Source organism: Stenotrophomonas sp. 22LJNL06-5-1 (genome assembly GCF_056861455.1).
The window spans coordinates 287,087-303,031 of record NZ_JBSPUE010000002.1 but is presented as its reverse complement, the minus strand read 5'-3'; the positions used below and the strand labels follow the sequence as shown (position 1 = coordinate 303,031).

Below are 15,945 nucleotides of genomic sequence, written 5' to 3'. Positions count from 1 at the left end.
CAGGGAGCGGTGGCGGCCCCAGCCAGGACGGCACGGAGGGCAGGGAGCGGCTATCAGCGGTGAGGACCACCGACACAGCGCCGCCGGGTGCAGGAGAGCGCCCGGCGGCAGGAGCGACGCGCGAATGTGTCACGGTAGATAACCGACCTTGGTTGGCAGTAGATCCACGCCATGCGTCGATGGCTTGGCCAGCTTCAGTGCCGACCAAGGTCGGCACCCACCAGAGAAGGCGTGGCAGCAGGCGCCGCTCGGCAGTAGATCCACGCCATGCGTGGATGGCTGGGCCAGCTTCAGTGCCGACCAAGGTCGGCACCCACCAGAGCGGGCTTGGCAGTAGATCCACGCCATGCGTGGATGCGGTGCCACGAACGAAGCCTACAGCTCCAGAACCCGCCGGTAACTCAACGGCCCACGCCCATCGCGCAGGCCCAGCCGCAGTTCCAGCCCGGTGGCCGGCAGCACCTCGCCTTCGCTCGGCAATAGCGCCCACCCGGCACCCGGCTGCCACGCCCGCACCTCGAACCGCTGCACATCCCTGGCCACCGCAATGCCTTTCGACGCCTCCGGTGCGGGCAGGGGATACCGGTCCGTAGCCGCACCACTGGCCCGCCAAAGCGTGTTGCCCTGCCGCCACCAGCGCACCCGCTGCCAGCGCAGCCCATCGCTGCCCACGCTGCGGGTGATCTCCAGCGCGAAGCTGCCATCCGGGTGCCGTTCGCTCACCAGCGACGGCGGCAGCAATCGCTGCAGACGGTCCGCAGGGCGCACCGCGCCATTCATCAGCGCATCGTCTGCGCGCATTTCGATATCACGCTGGAACTGCTGCAGCACGCGCAGCGCCGTCGTGGTCTCGGCATCGGCCTGGCGCAGGCGCTGATCGCTGTTGGTCACGCTGTCGAGCGCCCGCCAGCAGATCAGCGCCAGTACGCCCATGATGGTGATCGCGATCATCACCTCGATCAGGGTGAAACCACGTACTGCGCGCTTCATTGCGCCGTCGTCCACGGCAACTGCATCCGCGCCAGCGATTGCCGGGGAGCATCCTCGGCAACCACACTCAGTTCCAGCTGCGGCTGGCCGTCGCTGCCCGTGCCCAGATGCTGAAGCACCAGGAAGCTGCCGCGCCCCTGCACGCAGCGCTGCCGTGCATCCTGCGGGGGTTGCCCGGCCAGGCGCAGCTCCTGCCAGCGGTCCTGCGCACACATCAGTGCCAGCCGACGGTCGCGCAGGCGCGACTGATCATCGGTCGCCACTGCCACCGAACGCATCACCGCCGCCAGCGCAATCGAAACGATCGCCAGCGCAATCAGTACTTCGATCAGGGTGAACCCGCGCACGTTCCGCTTCACTGCACGACCTGCAACTGTCCGCTGCCATCATCACGAAGACGCAGTTTGCGGCCATCCAACGACAGTCCAAGTTCCCAGGCGATACCGATCCACTCCGGGCTCAGCTCAATGGGGTTGGCGGGCTGCACCGCGATGCCCGTTGCCTGCCACTTCTGCGGACGCAGCAGATCATCGCGTTCAACGATCACCCAGCGGTTGCCCTCGCGGCGGCTGAAGCGGTAGCCGTTGGCATCAGCCTGCCAGCGCAGGGGGCGGCCATCGATGCGCGCCTCGTCGCGCGCCACCTGCAGGCGCTGCGCCAACCGCTCGGCTTCCTGCCGCAGCTGCCGGCCCGGGTCGAGCAGGCTGCCCAGGCCCAGCCCGATTCCGGCCGTGCAGATGCCGATGATCACCAGCACCACCATCAGTTCCAGCAGGGTGAAGCCACGCGGCACGCGCTGCATCGACGTTGCCTCCTGTCCGGGTCGATACCTGCCAGCGTAGGCCGGCATGATGAAACAAAAGCGTCAGCCGCAGCTGCTAGCGTAGGCGGACACGAACGTGGCGGTGGTGCGGAACATGGATGGCAGGCGCTGGGATCGCAATCGCATGTTGACCCTGCTGGCGGCGACGCTGCTGCTGGCCGTGGTGGCCTATTGGAGCGTCACCCTGTCTGCGGTGGCGCCAGCGGCTACGGCCAGCGAAGCGAAAGCCGAGGCGCCGGTGCGGCCCCTGTTCGATGCAGTGGCCAGCCTGCCTCTGGTGCGGCTGCTGTCTCCCGGTGCGGTGCAGACCGAGGTGGTCGTGCTCGGCGTAATGGCCGGCGACCACGCGCCACTGGCCCTGCTCTCGGTGGATGGACGCCCGGCGGAAGCGTATGCGCCCGGCCAACGACTCGGCCCCTGCACGGTGCTGGCCGGCATCAGTCCCAGCGCGGTCGAATTGAACCAGGCCGGGCAATCGCGCAGCCTGCCGGTGCCTGAGCTGCCGCCGGTGCCGACCGATGGCATCGTGCCGGCCGCTCCATAGGAAGGACAGTCGAGCGCTGGCTCGGCTCTACAGCTGTGCAGGCTCAGCGCGCCGGGCGCTGAGGCACCACCGAACGCCCGAAGGCATCACCCATGCGCTGCCGCGTGCCCTCCACGTTGTACTGCATCAGCTGGTTACCGGGCTGCCGCATCAGCCGTTCGGCCTCGGGGAGCGCCGGTGATTTCGCCGCTCTCGATGCCGGCGCAAGTTTGCGCTGCAGGCAGTCCCACGCCGGAATGCGCTCGCCATTGACCTGCACTTCGATGCAGGGCGCAGCGTCTTCCTGCTTCTTAGCCTCGTCGGCTCGAACCGATGGCAGCCCCAGCAGCAGGGCAAGGGCGAAGGCAGCGCGCAGTTCCACCATCAATGATTCACGCATCTCGAATCTCCCGCAGCAATCGACGTTCTGCAATGAAGACGTGTGGCGAAGGCAGGGTCCGCCTGCGTGCGTTGTGGCGCTGTCAAAAGATGACAGTGCTGTCACAAAACTGTTGGCGGTTTTGACGCGACGTACACGTCCTGTTGGTAGACCCACGCGCCGCTCCCTGGCCACTCCCTTCGATACGACGCGATGCCTTCGATGACTCCTGTTCCGTGCCGAGCCGTCCACCTTCCCTTGCGCCTGCATCCGCTGGTGCTGGCTCTGGCCGCGATGCCGCTGCCGTTGTTCGCGCAGGAGGCAGCGCCTGCGCCCAGCGTGAACATCAATGAATACATCGTGCGCGGCAACACCGTGCTCGATCCGCGCCAGATCGAACGTGCGGTGGAGCCGTTCCTCGGACCGGGAAAGACCCTGGGCGATGTCGAGAAGGCACGCGATGCAGTCAATGTGCTGTACCAGCAGGCGGGCTACCAGTCGGTCTACGTGGAGCTGCCCGGGCAGCAGGTCAGCGGTGGCGTGGTGCTGCTGAAGGTACAGCAGACACCGATTGGCCAGCTGCGGGTCGTGGGAACGAAGCACGAATCGCCCGAGCGCATCCGTGAACGCGTGCCGGCACTGGCGGAAGGCAAGGTGCCGGACTTCGACCAGGCGCAGAAGGAACTGACCGCGCTGAACGAAGGTGGCCGCCGCCAGGTGATGCCGCTGGTGCGCGAGGGCCAGGTGCCGGGCACGATGGATGTGGACCTGCAGGTCGAAGAGAAGTCGCCGTGGCGTGCCAGCGCGTCACTCAACAACGACCACAGCGCCGACACCGAGAAGCTGCGCCTGAGTGCGTCGCTGGCCTACGACAACCTGTGGAAGCGGGGGCACAGCGCCAACATCGGCGTGTACCTGGCGCCGGAAGATACAAAGCAGGCCAAGGTGTTCTCTGCCTCGTACACGATGCCGTTCGAAGGCACGCCATGGAGCCTGGAAGCCTCCGGCTACAAGTCCGACAGCCGCGTGCTGAACGCGGGCGGGCAGGTCGGTACCGGCACTGGCACCAATGTGATCGGCAACGGTCATTCGATCGGCATCAAGCTCAATTACCGCCTGGCCGGGAGCAGCCAATGGTGGCGCCAGCTGAGCCTCGGCGTGGACTTCAAGGACACCGAGGAAGACACGCAGATGGGCAAGGAGAGCCTGAAGACGCCGCTGAAGTACGCGCCGATCACCCTGGGGTTTGTCGGTGTGCGCCAGGGCGAGCAGGATCAGTTGAGCATCAATACGCAGCTGGTGGCCGGTACCCGTCGGCTGTTCGGCTATGGCAGCGATGCCATCGGGTTCGGGCAGAAGCGCTACTGGGCAGACCCCAGTTTCGTCGCGTTCAAGGCGGACGTCGCCAACACCCACACGTTCGGCAGCGACTGGCAGTGGTATGCACGCGGCTCGTTGCAGGTGACCGATGCGCCGCTGGTGTCGGCCGAGCAGTTCGCCGCCGGTGGCATGTACACCGTGCGCGGCTATCTGTCGGCCGAGGCGATCGGCGATTACGGCGGCCTGGCCAGCCTGGAATGGCGCACCCCGGCATGGTCGCTGTGGAGCGGCACCGACCTGCGGGTCTACAGCTTTGCTGACGCGGCGTACCTGCGCCTGCGCCAGCCGCTGCCCGAGCAGCGTGACAAGTACAACCTGGCCTCGGTCGGCCTGGGCGCGCAGCTGCGCCTGGGCGAACACCTGCAACTGCGCCTGGACTACGCCTGGCCCTATGCCGACGGCCCGGTCACGCGCAAGGACGATCCGCGCCTGCATTTCAACATCAGCACCAGTTACTGACCCTTCCCTTGAACATGCGTTCTCCGGAGACCCATCGCATGGACCGTTTGCTTTCCCGAGTGTTGCTGCTGCTGGCCGCGCTGGTTGCGTTGCCTGCTGCTGCGGCCGATGCCAATTGGTGGCAGGCCGAATGGAAGTACCGCAAGCCGATCACCGTCGACGCCGGCCCGCAGGGCGCGGGCTTGGCCGGTGACCCGGGCCGCACGCCGCTGCTGCTACGCCTGCATACCGGCAACTTCGGTTTCGACGGCACCCAGGACGCGGGCAACGACCTCCGCTTTGTCTCGGGTGATGGCCGCACCGTGCTGGCCCACCAGATCGAACAGTTCGATCCCAAGCTGGGTCTGGCCCTGGTATGGGTGGACGTGCCGGCGGTCAGCGCTGCGGCACCGCAGACGATCTGGATGTACTACGGCAACGAGAAGGCCCCGGCCAGCGGCAACGGCCAGCAGGTGTTCGATCCGGACTACACGCTGGTCTACCACTTCGCCGAGGCCAATGCGCCGGCACGCGACACCACCGCCTATGGCAACAACGCCGGTGCCGTGGTGCCGCCATCGGAAGGCTCGGTGATCGGCCGCGGCGTTCAGCTGGGCGCAGGCCCGCTGCCGCTGCCGGCCAGCGCATCGCTCGCACAGGAGGCGGGCGCGCCGCTCACCGTTTCGGCCTGGATCAAGCCGGGCAGCAACAATGCGGCTCAGGCGATCTACGCGCGTCGCGACGGCGTGTCCGAGCTGGTGCTGGGCATCGAGAACCGTGTGCCGTTCGTGCAGCTCAATGGCCAGCGCAGCACGCCGGCGCAGCCGATTCCGGAAGGACAGTGGGCGCACGTTGCACTGACTGCAGACAAGGGCGCGTTGCAGCTGTATCTCAATGGGCGCGTAGTTGCCCAGCTGAGCGGCGAGCTGCCGGCGCTGACCACCGCCCCGGTGGTGGGCGCCGATGCGCCGGGCGCGGCGCAGCCGCTCGCCAACTTCGAAGGTGCACTGGATGAGCTGCGTATCTCGCGCGTGGCACGACCGGCGGCACTGCTGCTGGCCGATGCCACCGCCCAGGGCGCTGACTCGCGCCTGATCAGCTACGGCGCCGACGAGCAATCCGCCGGGCAGAGCCACTTCGCCTTCATCCTCAAGGCGATGCCGTTCGACGCCTGGGTGGTGGTCGCCATCCTCGGCCTGATGATGCTGCTGTCGTGGGCGATCATGATTGCCAAGGGGCGGCACTTCGGCCGTACCAGCAAGGCCAATGCGGTGTTCACCGAGAGCTTCGGCAAGCTGTCCGGCGTGCCGCTGCGCACCCTGTCCGACATGGACCGCCAGGGCAAGGCACCCACCGCGATGCACGACGGTTCGCTGTGGCGCATCTACCAGGTGGCCATCGATGAAATGCAGCAGCGCCACCAGCGCGACGGCAACAGTGGTTACCTGAGTGGCGCCACCATCGCCGCGATCCGTGCCTCGATGGATGCGGTGATGGTGCGCGAGCAGGAGGCGATGGCGCGGCGCATGAACTGGCTGTCGACCACCATCGAAGGCGCGCCGTACGTGGGCCTGTTCGGTACCGTGATCGGCATCATGCTGGTGTTCGTGGTCGCGGCGATGGCTGGCGCGGTGGACATCAATTCGGTGGCACCGGGCATGGCCGCGGCGCTGCTGTGTACCGCAGCCGGCCTTGGTGTCGCGATTCCGGCGCTGTTCGGCTACAACTACCTGGGCGCGCGCGCCGAGGCGATCGGCGCGGACATGGCGGTATTCATCGACGAGTTCGCCGCGCGCCTGGCCGAAGAGCAGGACGGGCGCGGCCCGGCCGCGGTCCAGGGCTGAGGGGCGCGCCATGGGCCAGAAGGCGAAGTTCGGCATCAAGAAGCGCGAGAAGGGCATCAACGTGACGCCCTTCGTCGACGTGCTGCTGGTGGTGCTGGTGATCTTCATCCTGACCAGCAACGCCTCCATACCCGGCATCGAGGTCAACCTGCCGAAGGCGAGCAACAGCGTCGCGCTGGAGAAGCCGAAGACCAAGGCGATCACCATCGACCCCAGTGGCCAGGTGTTCCTGGATGCCTACCCGGTGACGATGGCCGAGCTGGAAGATCGCCTGCGCACCGAACGCGCGACCACGCCGGATTTCCCGGTGATCGTGCGCGGTGATGCGCAGGTGCAGTACGCCCGCGTGGTCGAGGTGCTGGACCTGCTGCGGCGGCTGGAGCTGGCCCAGGTCGGCCTGGTCACCGGCAAGGCGCAGGGCTGAGGCATGACGGCCCATCAACCCCCTCGGCCGGAGCCCGGCATGCGCGGTCGCCAGTTGCTGGTGACCGTCGCGCTGGTGCTGGCCGCGTTGCTGGTGCTCGGCATCGCCGTGTGGTGGATGCTGTTCAAGGACACTGCCAGCACCCGTCGGCCGGTGGTGCAGCCGCCGATGCTGGCGCTGCCGCCGCCCCCTCCGCCGCCACCGCCGCCGCCGGAAAGGCCGCCGGAACCGGAAACGCCGCCAGAAGAGACGATGCCCGAACCGGAGCCGCTGGATCAACCGACGCCGGCCGAAGAGCCGACGCCGACGCCGGACAATGCCGATCCGGTGACGATGAACGCCGATGCGCAGGCCGGTGGTGACAACTTCGGTATCCAGTCCGGCAGTGGTGGCGGTTCGTCCGGCGTTGGCCGTGGTGGCGCCGGCAACGCTACCTACGGCCGCTACCTGGGCTACCTGATGCAGCAGGCGATCTCGCGCGACGACAAGGTCAAGCGCCTGGCGTTCCAGCTGCAGGTGAATGTGTGGCTGGCCAACGACGGCCGCCTGGAAAAGGTCGAACTGGTGCGTGGCAGTGGCAACGAGGAGGCCGACGCGGCCGTGCTCGATGCACTGCGTCGCATCGGCAAGGTCGACCAGGCACCCCCAGCGTCGCTTGATTTCCCCGCCCGCGTGCTGATCCAGGGCCGCCGGCCCGGGGCCTGATTCCCGACCTCCGTGATTTCCCTTCTTTCGATGAGAACCGTGATGAACGACCACGTCCGCGCACGAACCGACTCCCGCCGCCCGCGGCCGGCCCGACGGGCGCTGCTGTGCTGCGCCGTGCTGCTCAGCCTGGCCGCCCCGGCCGGTGCGATGGCCGCCGAAACGACCATGGTCAAGCTGATCAAGGGCCTGATCGCCAGCGGCGCGCTGAAGCCCGAAGACGGCCAGGCATTGCTGGTGCAGGTCGAGGCTGAAGCAGCGGCCGCCCAGCGCGGTGCAGCCACCGCACCTTCGGCCGCCAGCGGTGGCGTGGCCCTGGAGGCTGGCGACGTGCGCGTGCCCTACGTGCCGCAGAGCGTGCGCGACGGCATTCGTGACGAAGTGCGCCAGGACGTGATGGCGCAGGCCAAGTCCGAAGGCTGGGCGGCACCGAACGAAGTGGCCGAATGGACCAAGCGCATCAAGGTCACCGGTGACATGCGCGTGCGCAGCGAGTCGCGCTTCTTCTCCGAACGCAACAGCGACATCGTGAGCAACTGGTCGTCGATCAATTCCGGCAACGGCTTCGACACCAACACCAACACCAACCTGCAGCTGCCGCCACTGCTGAACACCCGCCAGGACCGCCGCAACCTGTGGCGCATCCGCGCGCGCCTGGGCATCGAGGCAACCATTGGCCAGCACACCACGGCCGGCGTGCGCCTGGCCAGCGGCAGCAGCAATGGCCCGGTGTCGACCACCGAGCAGCTGGGTGGCGGCCTGAGCAAGAAGGACGTGTGGCTGGACCAGGCCTGGCTGGCCTACAGCCCGGCTGACTGGGTGACGGTGCGTGGCGGCCGCTTCGGCAATCCGTTCTGGACCAGCGACACGCTGTTCTCCAATGACCTGAACTTCGACGGCCTGGCCGCCAACCTGAAATACGACTTCAACGGGGGAGATCTCGACTTGTTCGGCAACCTCGCGGTGGTGCCGCTGGAGTACACCTCCGACGGCTCGCCCAGCCAGAGCCGGGTCAAGACCCCGAACGAGAACAAGTGGTTGTCCGGTGCGCAGGTGGGCGTGAACTGGCGCTTCAATGACGAGAATGCGTTGCGCGCTGCGTTGGGCTACTACGACTTCAAGAACATCAGCGGCCGCCTGTCCTCACCGTGCGCCCTGTACGCGGGTGCGGTGGGCTGTGACACAGACTGGTCGCGTCCGGCGTTCATGCAGAAGGGCAACACCCTGATGCTGATCCGCGACATCGCGCGCAATCCGCTGGACCCGGCCAATACGCCCACCCCGCAGTACGTCGGCCTGGCCTCGGCCTTCCGCCTGGCCACGCTGAACCTGCGCTGGGACACGCAGCTGGCACAGGGCATCGGTCTGCGCCTGGACGGCGACTACATCCGCAACCTGGCCTACGACAAGCAGGCCATGTTCAGCCGCGCCAACAACGGCATCGTCAACAACTACGGTGCCGGTGGCACCGCCAGCATCGATACCTTCCGTAGCGGCGACACCGCGTGGATGGTGCAGGCCACCTTCGGTGCCACCGAGCTGAAGGAGAAGGGTCAGTGGCAGGCGCTGCTGGGCTACAAGCACATCGAGGCCGATGCGCTGCCCGACGCCTACAACGATCCGAACTTCCACCTGGGCGGCACCAACGCCCGCGGCTACTACGTGGGCGGCGCCTACGCGCTGGATGCACGCAGCTGGATCAGCGGCAAGTGGATGGCGGCCAAGGAAGTGTCCGGCGCGCCGCTGTCGATCGACGTGTTCCAGCTGGAGTTCAATACCGGCTTCTGAGTGGCGGCGTGATGCGGATCACGTCGTGCGTGGCGGGGGCGCAGCGATGCGCCCGTCTAAGGAAAGGAGACCACGCGTTGTTCAAAAGGAGGAGTGGATGAGCCGTCGCAAGCTGTTCGAGAGTCCCGAGCCGTCCAGCCAGATGCTGGGTGTTGGGCCGGCCTATGTTTCCGTCGAGGGCCTGCGCCAGCACCTGGCCGAGTTCCTGCTGTATGCGGGCCGGCCGGTGGTGATCATGCGCGGGCGCAGTGAGGTGGGCTATTTCCTGCCGGCGCGCTGCTGGCGCCAGCGTGACGATGATCCGCTGGCGGCCGCCGCCGCCGACCAGCTGCTGGATGCGGCCGGTTTCCAGGCCGAAGACATCCAGCAGGTGGAGCAGGAATTCAACGCCATGCGCCAGCGCACCGTGCTGCATTCACGCCGCTGAGCCTTCTGTAGAGCCCAGTGGCTCTACAGTAGATCCACGCCATGCGTGGATGGGGTTACGCTGCAGCCCCACGCTCACTGGTGATGCGTGCACCCTCGCGCATCACCAGGGTCACCGGGGTCTTTTCCACCACCTCCAGCAACCGCTGCCACTGCGCATCGCTCAGCTCGGCGCTGGCATGCAGTACGCGGTGCACATGGAAGCGACCATCCGCGTCACGTTCCGAGCGCAGCTCGGCATGGAACTCGCCCAGTTCCCAGCCCTTGCGCTGCGCATACATGCGCAGGGTGATGGCGGTGCACGCCGCCAGCGAGGCCAGGTACAGGTCGAACGGTGCGAAACCCTTGCCCTGGCCGCCCAGCGAGGCGGGCTCGTCCGCATCCACAGCGAAGCTGCCGTTGCTGATGTGGTGCAGGTAGTTGTCGGCGGTCGAAACAATGCGTGCGTAGGCCATCAGGTTCTCCATCTGTCTGTGGCGTCGAGCCATGCTCGACTGCTCCGAAAGGCGGCGCCGGCCCGGACCGGCGCCGCCACCCAATCACTCGGTACGATCGTACGAGAACTGGATGCCCGCCGTACCACCGGTTTCAATGAAGAGGTTCATGAAGGCCGGCACCGTTTCCGAGCGGGCCCAGTCGCGCTGCAGCTCGCAGAACAACTGCGGCACGCTGATCAGCTGGCCACCGGCCTGTTCGATGCGGCGCAGCGCCGCATCGTGCGCGGTCAGCGAGGTGCCGCCGACGGCGTCGACCACCACATACACCTCATAGCCTTCCCTCAACGCATCCAGGGCCGGGAAAGTCAAGCACGCCTCGGTCCACAGCGCGGTCATGATCAGCTTGCGGCGGCCGGTGGCTTCCACCGCCTTGCGGAACTCGACGTCCTCCCAGGAGTTGATGGTGGTGCGGTCGTAGGTGGGGTAGTCACCCAGTACCTTGCGCAGCTGCGGAATTGGCGGCTTGTTCAGGCCGGTCTTGACGTTCACCGTCGAATGCACGATCGGCAAACCATAGGCGACGGCGGCCTTGGCGGTGCCGACGATGTTGTTGACCAGCAGCTGGCGGTCCATCGAGGCGATGGAGTTCACCTGCACCGGCTGGTAGTCGATGATGATGAAGGCGGAATTCTGCGGGGTCAGCAGATGATCGCTGGCCGGGTCGCGGATCGGTTCACTGGACATGGTGGGTCTCCATTGCAGGAGCGGCGCGAGGCCGCGGGGGAATGCCCGGGGGCGGGCAGGGGCCGGATGGCAGGGCAGGGGAGGTGAGCAACAGACTGCCGACCGGGTGTTTCAGCGACGTGCGTACGGGACGCGGCTATTCGGCGTCCAGCGTGTCGCTGTCGTGCACGATGCGGCCGCCGACCAGGGTGAGCAGCGAGCGCAGCGAGTGGATGCGACGGGCCGGCATGGTCAGGTAGGGTTGGTCGAGCACAGCAAGATCAGCCAGCTTTCCCGCGGTGAGAGAGCCGCGCTCGTCTTCGGCAAACGACAGCAAGGCCGCATTGCGGGTGAACAGGCGCAGTGCCGCATCGCGGGTGATGAGGTTGTCCTCGCTGCGGCGCACGCCTGCCAGTGGCTGACCGTCAACGTGGTACTGGATGGCCTGCCAGACGCCTGCCACGCCGATGCGGGTGGAGTCGGTGCCACCCGCCACCGGAATGCCGAGCGCCATCGCGGCCCGCACCGGGGCGCTGGACGCCGCAACCTGTGCCGTGTTGGCGGCTTGGATCGCGGTGGTTTCGAAGTACGGCCCCATCTGTACGCTGTAGGCCAGGCCGAGCCGGGCCATGCGCTGCAACGTCCGCTGTGACCCGGTGTTCAGATGCGCGATCGCCCAGCGCAGCGGCCGCAGGTCATGATCGCGCGCCACCACCTCGAAGGCGTCCAGGATGGCATCGGCGGCATCATCGGTGTAAGCGTGGATCTCCAGTGGGATGCGCCGCTCCGCAGCCAGCCGGGCGACCTCGATCAGCTCCTGCCGGGCCTCGGCCGGCGGATCGAAGCCAGGCCCCATCAGAACGCCGTCGTTCATGGCGGTGACCAGGTTTTCACCCAGGCCGAGGAAGGCGATGTCGCCATCGTCGTGCCGGTTCGGACGGAACGCCATCACATTGCGGAACCACTCGGCTTCATCACCGTGGGTGCCGGCCGGGATGCGGTAGCCGGCGCGCAGCGTCAGCCCGCCCTGGTCGCGTAGCTTGAACAGGGGTTCGTAGAACGATGGTGGGCCGGCGGAGGGATCGATGAAACCGGTCACGCCTTGTGCGTTGAGGGCAGCGAAGAAGGTCCGCAGGCTCTTTTCGTGATCGGTGCTGGCACTGATCTGCGCGAACAGTGCATTGAATGGACCGATACCACCGGACAGGCGGCCGGTGGCCTGTCCGTCATTGTCGCGCTCGACGATGATGCCCGGGGGCAGGCGGGGCTGGTCGCCCTGCAGATCAAGCGCTGCGATGCCGGCACGATTGAGCAGGGCGTAGTCGTACAGATGCTGCACGTAGACCGGCCTGTCCGGCAGGGCGGCATCGAGCTCGGCGCGGGTCGGTGCCCGGCCCTCCGCGAACTGTTCGGGATGCCACGCACCGACCACGGCGGCCCATTGCCCGTCAGGCTTGCGTCGTGCATCCCGCTGCAGCCGCTGCAGCGCCTCGGACAGCGTGGGAGCGTCGAACCAGTAGGTTTCGAAGGTGAACGTCTGGCCGCCACGGATCGCGTGGATGTGCGTATCGATCAGGCCCGGAACGACGGTGCGCCGTTGCAGGTCGATGACCCGGGTGCGGGGGCCGATATGGCGTTGCATGGCGCGGTCACTGCCGACCGCCAGGATTCGCTCGCCGCGGATGGCAAGCGCGCTGGCACGTGGCGTAGTGCCGTCCTGGGTCAGCAGCAGGCCATTGCGCAGCACCAGGTCGGCCGGCTCGGCCGCTGCCGCCACGGTTGGCAGCACAAGTATGAAGAGGAGGAGCAGTACGCGCATGGAAGTGTCTCGCTCTGGGGGAGGGGCGGCCTCAGTAGTGCCAGAGCGCCTCAAGGCCGATGAAATGGACGGTGTCGGCGCGCCCGGTGTCCCGGATGAAGCGACCCGGCCCGAAGATCGAATAGGCCGCTTCGACGCTGAGCTGGCGGGAGATCTCGCGCCCCAGCACCAGATCCGCCTGCGTGCCGATGTACCGGGCGCGGCTGTTGCCCGCCGGCCGCAGCAGGTTTCCGGCAACGCCATACAGGCCGTCGCGCACGCTCTGCCGCCAGTAGAAGACGATTGCACTGGCCAATGACCAGCCACCGCCAAGATCCAGTTCCAGCGAAGGGTGCAGGTTGATCAGGTTGCTCGGACCGACCTGGCCGCTTTCGCCGAAGTACTTGCCCTTCGGGAACATCACGTTGAAGGTCTGCAACGCGCGATCGTCGGGGTCACGGTCGCCGCTGATGATGTTGGCCTTCAGGCCGAGCCGTGGCGCCAGCGGCCACGCATCGAAGCGATGGCGCACATCGCTGGCGACTGACCACGCACGTACCGGCGCGCCGGCGAAACTGCCGTACTGGAAGAATCCCTCCAGGTCCCAGCTCCATCCGTTGCGACGACCGAACCAGCGGCTGCCCAGCGTATTGCGGGTTTCGGCACCTTCTCCCTGGTCGTAGCGGGCGCGATCGCTGGACAGGCCCAGGTAGTAGAGATCCAGGCCGGTATCGCGGTGGATTCCGGGGTCCTGGAAGGTGGTGTACACGCCCCACACGCGCCGCTGTGGATCACCACGGTCATTGAAGGAACCCATGGCATTGCGTACCGGGCGCAGCAGGAAGGCTTCGCTACGCGAGTGCGACGTCCGCCACGCGAGCAGGCCACCGTCGAATGTGCGCAGGACATTGGGTCCATAGCGCACCGAAACCAGGCGCTCGCTGCCGTAGGTCACTACCTGCCGGCCCACGCGCAAGGTCGCACCTGCGTCGCGCGAGGGCAGCGAAAGATCGACGAAGCCCTGCAGGACCTCAGCGCCGGTATCGTCCACCGGGCCGATGGTGCTGCCGTCGCGACGCGCATGGGTCAGGTTGAGCTGGGTGAAAACCCTGGCATGCTCGTTGAGCTTCAGATCGGCATACGGCAGCGCACGATAGAGCGCACTGCCGTCGCGCTTGACAGGTGCGTGCCCGAACTCATTACTGGTGTAGTGCTCGTAGCGCGCACGCAGCTCGGCGCCGACGGTCAAGCCGCCGGATGCGCCGAACGGCATCCACTTTCCCTTCTCCCACCAGGCGCCGGAACGGAAGGCCGGATCCTGCAGGTAGCGGTAGTCTTCGCTGTAGCGCCACGGATCGATGGCGGGTGGTGATGGCACGATCTCTTCCGCGCCAGCCGCAGCGGCGAACAGGACGGCAAGCGCGCCCATCGAACGCGCCGCGATGCCTGCTGCAGGGGAACCTGGCCAACGCATGATCGCCTCCTATGCAGGCTGGAAGAAGCAAGGACAAAGCAGGGCGGCGGCGCTGCGGCGCACCGCCCCGCATGGCGTCAGCTGCGCTGCGAATCCAGCTGTTCGTGGTTCTTCTGCACGTCCTGCGCCTTCAGGTAGCTTTCGATCAGCAGCTGGTAGTTCGGGAAGATCTTCGTGTAGACCTCGGCCCACTGCTGGGCATCGTCGCGGTTCCAGGTGCGCTGGATCTCCGAGGCCACCGCGGCGGTGTCCATCGGCACCACGCCGGCCTGCACCACGCGAGCCAGGGTGATCTCCTCGGCCATCTTCGAGTAGGTGCCGGATGCGTCGATGACCGCGAACACCTGGTAACCATCGGCAACGGCGGCGATTGACGGGAAGGCCATGCACACGCTGGTGATGGTGCCGGCAATGATCAGCTGCTTGCGGCCGGTGGCCTTCACTGCGGCAACGAATTCCGGGTTGTCCCAGGCGTTGATCTCACCCTTGCGCGCCACGTACTGGGCATGCGGGGCCGCGTCGTGGATCTCCGGGATCAGCGGGCCGTTCGGGCCCTGCGGAACAGAGGCGGTGGTGATCACCGGCATCTTTGCCAGCGTGGCCATCCTGGCCAGTGCGGTGGCGTGGGCGCGCACGCTGGTGAACGGCATGTCACCGATGGTCTGGAACAGGCCGCTCTGATGGTCGATCAGCAGCATCGCGGCGTTGTCCGGATCGATCACCGGGCGGGCACCGTTGAAGTTGGCGGGGGTACTCATGGTCAGTCTCCTGGAGAAGGTGGGCGATGGCCCGGAAGGTGCGGCGGGCCAATGCCCGCCGCATTGAAACGATCAGTGCGCGATCTGGCCGAAGCGGCCGCTGTTGAAGTCGTTGACCGCCTGCGCGATCTCGGCCTGGCTGTTCATCACGAACGGGCCATAGCCCACCACCGGTTCGTCGATCGGTTCACCGCTGAGCAGCAGCACGGTGGCGTCGCTGTCGGCGTCGACGAACACGTCCTCGCCGCTGCGGTCGAAGGTGACCAGCTGTGCCTCGCCGACCGGCTGGCCGCCGTTGATCCGCACCATGCCCTTCAGCACCACCAGCGCCAGCGTGCGGCCATCGGCCACCGGCAGTTCGGCGTGGTGGCCCTGCCGCAGGCGGATGTCCCAGACATCCATCGGCGTGTGGGTGCGCGCCGGACCGGCGTGGCCGTCGAAGCGACCGGCGATGACACGCACGCGGCCGGCGCCTTCAGGCAGTTCAACCGAGGGGATGTGTGCGTCGAGCAGGGTCTGGTAGCCCGGTGCACCCATCTTGTCCTGCGCCGGCAGGTTCACCCACAGCTGGACCATGTCCAGCGTGCCGCCCCGCTTGCTGAACTCCGGCGTGTGGAACTCCTCGTGGAGGATGCCCGAGGCCGCGGTCATCCACTGCACGTCACCCGGGCCGATGGTGCCGCCGGCGCCCGTTGAATCGCGGTGGGCAACCTCGCCCTCATAGACGATGGTGACGGTCTCGAAACCGCGATGCGGATGCTGGCCGACGCCACGCGGCGTATCGCTGGGGGCGAAGGTGTAAGGGCCGGCATAGTCCAGCAGCAGGAACGGGCTCAGGTGCTGGCCGTGGGTGTTGTAGGAAAACATCGAGCGGGCGGGGAATCCGTCGCCCACCCAGTGCGGGCGGGGGGCGCTGTAGGTACCGGTGACACGCTTCATGGCGATCTCCTGGCCGGGGTTGCCGGCCGCTGTTCTTCGTTGCGAAGACGATATCGCCGCGACAATTGGGCCGGTAGATGCCAATATTTGCCGTCA

The 15,945-nt window shown here is 67.0% G+C and carries 17 protein-coding genes; 7 read left to right on the top strand and 10 right to left on the bottom strand.

Annotated elements, in window-relative coordinates; genetic code table 11:
* Window positions 1–375: 375 nt before the first annotated feature.
* From AC13GF_RS07055 to gspH, 3 genes are read right to left on the bottom strand one after another with little or no spacing between them, the layout of a single operon-like run.
* Complete coding sequence (locus tag AC13GF_RS07055; RefSeq protein WP_483004114.1) at window positions 376–990, bottom strand: prepilin-type N-terminal cleavage/methylation domain-containing protein; 615 nt, start codon at window positions 988–990, stop codon at window positions 376–378.
* Window positions 987–1,349: a type II secretion system minor pseudopilin GspI gene (gspI, locus tag AC13GF_RS07050; RefSeq protein ID WP_483004113.1), complete on the bottom strand. Its 363-nt coding sequence runs from the start codon at window positions 1,347–1,349 to the stop codon at window positions 987–989. Before gspI ends, AC13GF_RS07055 begins: the two co-directional genes overlap by 4 nt.
* Window positions 1,346–1,792 (bottom strand): type II secretion system minor pseudopilin GspH, encoded by a 447-nt coding sequence (gene gspH, locus AC13GF_RS07045; RefSeq protein ID WP_461291993.1) that lies wholly within the window; start codon window positions 1,790–1,792, stop codon window positions 1,346–1,348. Before gspH ends, gspI begins: the two co-directional genes overlap by 4 nt.
* A gap of 115 nt (window positions 1,793–1,907) precedes the next feature.
* On the opposite strand from gspH, the gene AC13GF_RS07040 reads away from it, so the two are divergent.
* Entirely contained in the window at window positions 1,908–2,357 is a 450-nt protein-coding gene (locus AC13GF_RS07040; RefSeq protein ID WP_483004112.1) for a hypothetical protein, read from the top strand.
* Between the two features lie 43 nt (window positions 2,358–2,400).
* On the opposite strand, the gene AC13GF_RS07035 is transcribed toward AC13GF_RS07040, so the two are convergent.
* Window positions 2,401–2,736, bottom strand: coding sequence for a hypothetical protein (locus tag AC13GF_RS07035; RefSeq protein ID WP_483004111.1), 336 nt, complete (start codon window positions 2,734–2,736; stop codon window positions 2,401–2,403).
* 201 nt (window positions 2,737–2,937) lie between these two features.
* Between AC13GF_RS07035 and AC13GF_RS07030 the strand changes: the two genes are divergently transcribed.
* From AC13GF_RS07030 to AC13GF_RS07005, 6 genes are all read left to right on the top strand, one after another.
* Entirely contained in the window at window positions 2,938–4,554 is a 1,617-nt protein-coding gene (locus AC13GF_RS07030; protein WP_483004110.1) for a ShlB/FhaC/HecB family hemolysin secretion/activation protein, read from the top strand.
* 38 nt (window positions 4,555–4,592) lie between these two features.
* Window positions 4,593–6,377, top strand: a complete 1,785-nt coding sequence (locus AC13GF_RS07025; protein ID WP_483004109.1) for a DUF2341 domain-containing protein — start codon at window positions 4,593–4,595, stop codon at window positions 6,375–6,377.
* 10 nt (window positions 6,378–6,387) lie between these two features.
* Window positions 6,388–6,801, top strand: coding sequence for an ExbD/TolR family protein (locus AC13GF_RS07020; protein WP_005409874.1), 414 nt, complete (start codon window positions 6,388–6,390; stop codon window positions 6,799–6,801).
* Between the two features lie 39 nt (window positions 6,802–6,840).
* On the top strand, window positions 6,841–7,506 hold the full coding sequence (locus AC13GF_RS07015; RefSeq protein WP_483004108.1) for a TonB family protein: 666 nt from the start codon (window positions 6,841–6,843) through the stop codon (window positions 7,504–7,506).
* Between the two features lie 42 nt (window positions 7,507–7,548).
* Entirely contained in the window at window positions 7,549–9,294 is a 1,746-nt protein-coding gene (locus AC13GF_RS07010) for a putative porin (protein ID WP_483004107.1), read from the top strand.
* 97 nt (window positions 9,295–9,391) lie between these two features.
* On the top strand, window positions 9,392–9,721 hold the full coding sequence (locus AC13GF_RS07005; protein WP_005409871.1) for a hypothetical protein: 330 nt from the start codon (window positions 9,392–9,394) through the stop codon (window positions 9,719–9,721).
* 55 nt (window positions 9,722–9,776) lie between these two features.
* Here AC13GF_RS07005 and AC13GF_RS07000 read toward each other — a convergent pair whose 3' ends face one another.
* From AC13GF_RS07000 to AC13GF_RS06975, 6 genes are all read right to left on the bottom strand, one after another.
* Window positions 9,777–10,175 (bottom strand): OsmC family protein, encoded by a 399-nt coding sequence (locus AC13GF_RS07000; RefSeq protein ID WP_483004292.1) that lies wholly within the window; start codon window positions 10,173–10,175, stop codon window positions 9,777–9,779.
* 84 nt (window positions 10,176–10,259) lie between these two features.
* A complete protein-coding gene (locus AC13GF_RS06995; RefSeq protein WP_483004106.1) occupies window positions 10,260–10,901 on the bottom strand; it encodes a hydrolase in 642 nt (213 codons plus the stop codon).
* Between the two features lie 136 nt (window positions 10,902–11,037).
* Window positions 11,038–12,699, bottom strand: a complete 1,662-nt coding sequence (locus AC13GF_RS06990; RefSeq protein WP_483004104.1) for an amidohydrolase — start codon at window positions 12,697–12,699, stop codon at window positions 11,038–11,040.
* A 31-nt stretch (window positions 12,700–12,730) separates the two neighbouring features.
* The gene (locus AC13GF_RS06985) at window positions 12,731–14,152 is read right to left on the bottom strand and encodes an alginate export family protein (protein WP_483004102.1); all 1,422 of its coding nucleotides are present in this window, start codon (window positions 14,150–14,152) and stop codon (window positions 12,731–12,733) included.
* Between the two features lie 77 nt (window positions 14,153–14,229).
* Window positions 14,230–14,910 carry a hydrolase gene (locus tag AC13GF_RS06980; protein ID WP_142806106.1) on the bottom strand — a complete coding sequence of 227 codons (681 nt, stop codon included), beginning with the start codon at window positions 14,908–14,910 and terminating at the stop codon, window positions 14,230–14,232.
* A 72-nt stretch (window positions 14,911–14,982) separates the two neighbouring features.
* Entirely contained in the window at window positions 14,983–15,849 is an 867-nt protein-coding gene (locus AC13GF_RS06975) for a pirin family protein (RefSeq protein WP_483004100.1), read from the bottom strand.
* Between the last annotated feature and the right edge of the window lie 96 nt (window positions 15,850–15,945).